This is a genomic window from Streptomyces sp. B1866, from assembly GCF_031932565.1.
In the GTDB taxonomy this organism is placed as follows: Bacteria; Actinomycetota; Actinomycetes; order Streptomycetales; family Streptomycetaceae; genus Streptomyces.
In genome coordinates, this window is the sequence record NZ_JAVSCF010000312.1 from 1 (window position 1) to 6663 (window position 6663).

Sequence of the window (6663 nt, forward strand, 5' to 3'; positions counted from 1 at the left end):
CCGCGGCCGTGCGGCGGCCCCGCCGGCCCTGCCGCCGCCCCGGGCGGGCGGGCGGCCGGCCGGAGTCCGCACGGCGCACGTCGGCGCGGCCGGCGAACGTGCTGCCGACGAACGTGCGGCCGGTGTCGGCGGGGTCGGCGTCCGTGCCGTCGGCCTCTGTACGGTCGTACGGACCGGCGTACGGGTCCGCGTCCGAGTCGGCGCGGTCCGTACGGTCCGTACCGTCCGTACCGTCTGGGCGGCCGGAGTGGTCGAGGGGGTCGGCCGGGGCCGCGCGGTCCCCGCGGCCGGTGGGGTCCGCGCCGTTCCCGTGGTCCGTACGGTCCGCGTGGTCGGCGTAAGGGTCCGGGTGCGGGCGGCCCGGGCGGGCCCGGTCCGACCAGCCGCCGCCGGCCGCGTCGGCCGCCGGGGCCGGGAGCAGGACCGCGACGCACACGGAGGCCACCGCGAACAGCGAGCGCAACGCCACAAGCACAGCCGCCACCCTCCGAGCCGAACGGTCGAACGACGCAATCAGCGTCACACGACCGCACGAAAGGGGCATCTCGGTCGGGTGTCCGGGTGAACGGCCGGTGTGCCAGGGCGGCGCCGGGCCGTCGCGCGGCGGGCCGGGCGCCGTCTCCGGGCCACCGGCGGGCCGCGCCGGGGCGCCGCCGGGTTGGCCCGGACGGCGGCCGCGGCACCCGGGCCCGGGCCTGCGGGAGCCGGCCCGGAGTCCCCCGTCGTCACGGGAGCGTCGTCCGCCGGAGGGCCGGGCCCCGCGGCGTGACCACGGCGGGAGGGCCTACGTCAGCCGCTCGTCCAACGGGAGGCGGCCCACTCCCGGCAGGTGCCCGTCCAGCTCTCCGGGCTCGAACCGGCACATGCCGACCACGTGCCAGAACTCGCCCGCCACGTCGTCCCCGTACTTGTAGCCGCCGGACGGGCTCAGTGCCGCCCAGCCGCCCGGCGTGCCGATCAGGGTGGCGCGCTGCTCGCAGGCGCCGTCGCCGGACACCCGCCACAGCCCGACGACGCCGCCCTCGCCGCCGCTGGCCAGCAGGGAGCCGTCCGGGCTGAAGGCCAGGGCGAGCACCCGGCCGAGGTGGCCGGTGAGGACGGCGGCCTCGGTGCCGTCCAGCGGGTTCCACAGCCGTACGGTGCGGTCGTCGCCCCCGGTGGCCAGCAGCGGCCGCGTCGGGTGGGCGGCGGCGGCCCACAGGCGGCCGGAGTGGCCGGTCAGGCGGCGGACCGGCCGGTCGCCGTCCCAGACGATGGCCTGCCCGTCCCACGACGCGCTCGCCAGCCACGGCCGCCCGGCGCGCCCGCCGCCGTCACTCTCGCCGTCGGTGCCGTACACCACCGCGTACACCCGGTCCGTATGGCCGTCGAGCTGGGCGGCCAGGCGGCCGTCGGCCACGTCCCACAGGCGTACATAGCTGTCGTCGCAGCCGGTCGCCAGCCGCCGCCCGTCCGCCGCGAAGGCGATCGAGCGGACCCGGCCGCGGTGCTTGGCCAGAGTGGTCCGGTGGGCGCCGGTGGCGCGGTACCACAGCCGGACGGTGTCGTCGTCGTTGGCGGTGGCCAGCAGCTCGCCGTCGGCGCTGAACGCCTCGGCCCACACGTGCTCGGTCTCGGCGTCGATCTCGCGCTGGTACTCGCCGGTGGCCGCGTCCCACAGGTACACGTCGCCGTCGTTGCTCGCCGTGCCCAGCAGGGAGCCGCGCGGGCCGAAGACGGCGGACACCAGGCGGTCGCTGTGGCCGGTCAGCTCCCGCAGGCGGCGGCCGGTGGCCGGGTCCCACACCCGTACGACGCCGTCGTTGCCGCCGGCGGCCAGCAGCGAGCCGTCCGCGCTGAAGGACAGCGAGCCGATCCGCCGCCCGTGCCCGCGCAGGATGCGGCGGCCCTGGCCGGTGGCGGGGTCGACCAGGCGGACCACGCCGTCGTTGCCGACGGTCACCATGAGGGCGCCGCCGTCGGCCTGCGCGGGCGGCGCCGGCCCGTCCCCGGGGCCGGGGCGCGGCCGGAAGCGGCAGGCCCACACCGAGCCCAGGTGCTCGGGCGGCTGGCGGCGCAGCGGCACCAGCGCGGGGGCGGGCGGGGCCGGGGTCCCGGGCGGGGCGGGGCTCGCGGGCGGGGCGCCGGGGTCTCCGCCGCCCGCCGGGGCCGGGGCCGGTGCCGGACCGGGCGCCGGAACGCCCCACACCCGGACCCTGCCGTCGCTGTCGCCCGCCGCGAGCACCGTGCCGTCGGGCGAGAACACGGCCTGGTAGACGGCTCCGGTGCAGCCGGTGGCCCGCCACGCGGGCGTGCCCGCCGCCGGGTCCCACAGCAGCACCCGGCCGTCGGTGTCGCCGCTGACCAGGAGGCGGCCGCCGGGGTGGAAGTCCAGCACGTACACCCGGCCGGTGTGCCCGGTGAGGGTGTGCTTCAGGCTCCAGTCGGCCGTGCTCCACAGCCGCACCGCGCCGCCGCGCCCCTCGCCGCCCGCGTCGCTGGTCGCCAGCAGCGTGCCGTCCGGGCTGAACCTGGCGCGGAAGACGGCGCCGCTGTGGCCCTCCAGCGCGCCGAGCAGGCGGCCGGAGCGGGTGTCCCACAGCCGCACGTCCCCGGCGGCGTCGGCCGTGACCAGCGTGCGGCCGTCCGGGCCGAACTCGGCGATGAACACCGGCGCGGTGTGGCCGGGCAGCAGGTGGACCTCGGTGCCGAACGCGGCGTCCCACAGCGTGACCGTGCCCTCGGCGTCGCCGGTCGCCAGCAGCCGGCCCTCCTCGTCCAGGGTCACCGGCCACACGCCGTCCGGGTGGATCTCCAGCCGGTGCCGGCACCGCCCGGACACCGGGTCCCACAGCAGGACCGCGCCGTCCGACCCGCCGGTGGCCAGCACCCGGCCGCGGAACTGCACGGCGTAGACGCGGCCCACGTGGCCCTGGAGCGTGCGCAGCGCGGTGCCGGTGGCCGCGTCGCACACCAGCACGCCGCCGCCGTCGCTGCCGACGACCAGCAGCTCGCCGTCCGGGCTGTACGCGACGGGGTCGGGCAGCCGCGAGGTGCGCGCGTGGAACCCGTACGGCACGCCCACGGTGGGCGGCCGCAGCCCGGGCTCCACCGGCAGGCCGGGCGCGACGGCGGCCAGCCGCAGCTCCGGCGCGGACAGCACGGCCTCGTCGGCCCGCGCGCCGATCAGCGCGGCCCGGTGCCAGTGGCTGCCCGCGACCCGGGCGCCGCGCAGGTCGGTACGCACCAGCCGGGCCCGGCGCAGGTCGGCGCCGCGCAGGTCGGTGGCGGACAGGTCGGCGTCGTCCAGCCGGGCCCCGGCCAGCCGGGCGCCGCGCAGCACGGCCCCGGCCAGGCCCGCGCCGGTGAGCCGGGCGTCGGTGAGGTCGGCGCCGGTGAGGTCCACGCCGGACAGGTCGCGGTGGGACAGGTCCTCGCCGGCGAGCAGGGCGCCGCGCAGGTCGGTGTGGGCGGGGACGCGCAGCCGGCCCAGCACCTTCAGCGCGTTGGCCCGGGCGATCTCGGAGCCCTCGCCGACCCGGTGCGGCGCGGAGTCGCCGCCCGCGCGGGCGGCCGCTCCGCCGTCGGTCACGTTGCCGGTCGCGCCGCCGGTCCCGTCCGTCGCGTCCGTGGCCTGGCCGTCCGGCGCGTGGCCGTCCGCACGCGCGTGGTGCCCGGCCAGCACCCGGTCGACCCACGCCAGGAGGACGCGGCGGTCGGCCAGGTCGCACAGGAACTCCACCGCGAGCTGGGTCAGCGGGCGGCGGCCCAGCAGGCCCAGGTCGCCGCGGGCCAGCCGCGCCGCGGCCTCCCGGGCGATCAGCCACTCCACCACCGAGCCGTGGATGAACTGGAACAGGCCCTCGTCGGTGCGCACCAGCAGGCTGCCGGAGCCGACCGCGTGCGCGGCCATCGGCACCGACAGGCGGGTCTCGGCGAGCCCGGTCAGCACCTCGGTCACGTCGGTCAGCTCGTCGACGCGCAGCGCGTTGCGCCCGGTGTCCCACAGCCGCAGGGCCAGCGCCGTGACCGCCTCCCACAGCTGGCCGACCGCGAGGCCGGGCACCGCGCCGGGACGGCCGTGCCCGCGCCGCACCTCGAACTCCAGCCAGGACGCGAACACCTCCTGGTAGAGCCCGGCCGGGCTGAGCGCGCGCCCGGCCCCGGCCACCGCGCGCAGCCGGTCGTGGTCGAGGTCGGCGACGAAGCTCAGCAGGCGCGGGTTGGCGCACAGCGCGAGCAGGTCGGGGATGCCCTGGAGGAGGCGCATGCGGCGGTCGGCGGCCCGCTCGTCGCCGTACCGGTTGACCAGGTACGCGCGGATCTGCCGCGGGGTGAACGCGCGCAGGGCCAGCACCCGGCGCTGCGGCAGCAGGCCCACCCGCTCGCCGAGGGCGGTGAGGACCTGCGCCTGGGACCTGAAGTGCTGGGTGCGGCTGCTGACGACGATCTTCGCGTTGTCCACGGCGGCGTCCAGCAGGACCTGGAGGTGGTCGGCCGCGCGGTCGTAGGAGACCTGGTTGACCAGCTCGTCGAAGCCGTCGAAGACCAGCACGATGCGGCCCTGGCGCAGCATGTAGCGGAAGGCGCGCAGGTCGATGGTGTCCACGCCGTGGCTCGCGAGGTGCGCGGCGACCAGCCCGTCGAGGGTGTGCGCCTTGTCAAGACCGCCCAGCTCGATCAGCAGCGGGGTCAGCCGGGGCAGCTCCTCGGGGATGCGGCGGGCCAGCTCGTGCAGCGCGTACGTCTTGCCGTGGCCGAAGTCGCCGAGCAGCAGCAGGAAGCGGCCGTGGTCGGCGTCGAGCAGCCGCAGCACCTCCTCGACCAGGCCCTCGCGGTCCTCGTCGCCGTCCGACCCGCCTGGGCGCTCGCCGCCGGGGCGCTCGGCCTCCCGGAAGCGGTGCGGCAGGTACAGGTCGGGCGCGTAACTCCGGTCGGCGCGCAGCCGCTCGCTCTGGGCCGCCACGTACCCGCGCAGGTCGAGCAGGCCCTGGAACTCGGTGAAGCTGCGCACCCGCACGCCCCGCCGACGCGCCCGGTCGCGCAGCTCGCGGGCGGGCGGCGGGCCGTCGTGGACCAGTTCGGCGTCCGGCTCGGGGTCGGAGGCGTGCACGTGGTCCACGAAGCGGTCGACGTCCTCGGCGGTGGGCGTGCCCACGCACACGGCGACGCGCTGCTGGCGCACGACGAACTCCGGCTCCGGCCAGGTCACCAGCAGCTGCGGCGGGCTGCCGGGCACGCGGCGCAGCTGGGTGCCCTCGTGGCGGGTGCGGCACACCTCGGCGACGCGGGCCAGGAGCGCGTCGAGCGGGCTGTCGACGGCGCGCGTCTCGGAAGCGTCGGACGGACCGGGCGGGTCGGGCGGGTCGGATACGGGGTCGGGGGCGGGGGCCGGGTCGCGCGGGACGGGGCCGGGCGGGGCGTCCGGCGCGGCGTGCGGCCGGGAGTGGTCCGCGCGGGCGCCGCCGGTTCGTACACCGTCCGTACGTACGCCGTCGGCACGTACCCCGTCCGTACGTGAACCGTCGGTGCGTACCCCGCCGGGGAGGGTGTCGGACGCCCGCGCGTGCGGACCGTTCGGCCCGGGCGGCTCGTCGGCGCCGGGCCCGGCGGCCGGGCCGTCCGCCGGGGCGAACGCGCGGTGGGCCGCCCGCCACGGGGCGGCGAACCGCCGCGGCTCGCCGCCGGGCCCGTCCGGCACCCAGCGGGTGACCCCGTCCGGGGTGACGGACAGCAGCTGGTGGCGGCCGGGCCCGGCGGCGCCGAACACGGGCAGCTCGTACGCGCCGGAGGCGGCCGGCAGCGTGCCGTCGGTCGGCGCGTCGGCCGCCTCCCGGTGGCCCGCCGGACCGTGCAGCAGCAGGTGCAGCCGGGGCGCGGTCAGCCGGGACAGCACGTCGGCGTCGCGCAGCGGCCCGGGGCCGAGACCGGCGCCCAGCGTGGCCGCGGCGCCCGTGGCCGGGCCCGTCCCGGCGGGCGGGCGCGCGTCGGCGACCGGGTGGCGCAGCGCGCCCACGCGCAGCCAGCCCTCGTCCTCGTACGCGCGCAGCACCTGCGCGAACCAGGTCGCCTGCTCGCGCCCCAGCAGCCCGTACCGGTCCTCGGCGCGGTGGCTGTAGGCCATCGAGGAGTTCAGGCCGGCGACGACGGTGTGCAGCTCGGGGACCGGGAAGAGGGTCCAGGGCTGGTCGCTGTCGAACACGGCGTCCAGGCCCTGGTACAGCTCGTGGAACAACCGGTGGTAGTGCCGCCACTTGGGCCAGTACGGGGCCCGGGGCCGCATCTCGTCCGCCTCGCAGGTGGCGAAGTACGCGCGGCAGGCGGCGAGGCTGACGTCCTGGCCGCCGGGCACCACGGCGACCCGGTGCGCCTCCAGGGAGAGCAGCGAGCGTAAGCCCGTGAGGAACGCCAGCGCCTGGTCGCACTCGCGCGGGCTGCCGGAGGCGGTCAGGTCGCCGGTGACGACCAGCAGGTCGGGGGCCGGGGCGCCGGCGTCGGTGAGCTGCATGAGGTCGCCCCACACGGCCGCCTGGAGCGCGGCCGGGTCCTGGCCGCGGCCGAAGGACGGGCCCGCCAGGTGCAGCACGGTGACGGCCTGCCGGGCGCGGTCCGCGGCGGCGGCCGGCGGGTACTGCGGCGCGACCGCCGGGCGGCGCCGCCCGGCCCAGCCGGGGCGGCCCAGCG

The 6663-nt window shown here is 78.7% G+C and carries 1 protein-coding gene and 1 pseudogene; both read right to left on the minus strand.

The features are described from left to right. Window positions 1–484 (minus strand): annotated as a pseudogene (locus RKE29_RS26770) (hypothetical protein); the annotation flags it as partial. Window positions 485–784: 300 nt separating this feature from the next. Beyond that, window positions 785–6663 (minus strand): pentapeptide repeat-containing protein (locus RKE29_RS26775; protein ID WP_312008240.1); only part of this gene is annotated, 5879 nt, incomplete at its 5' end.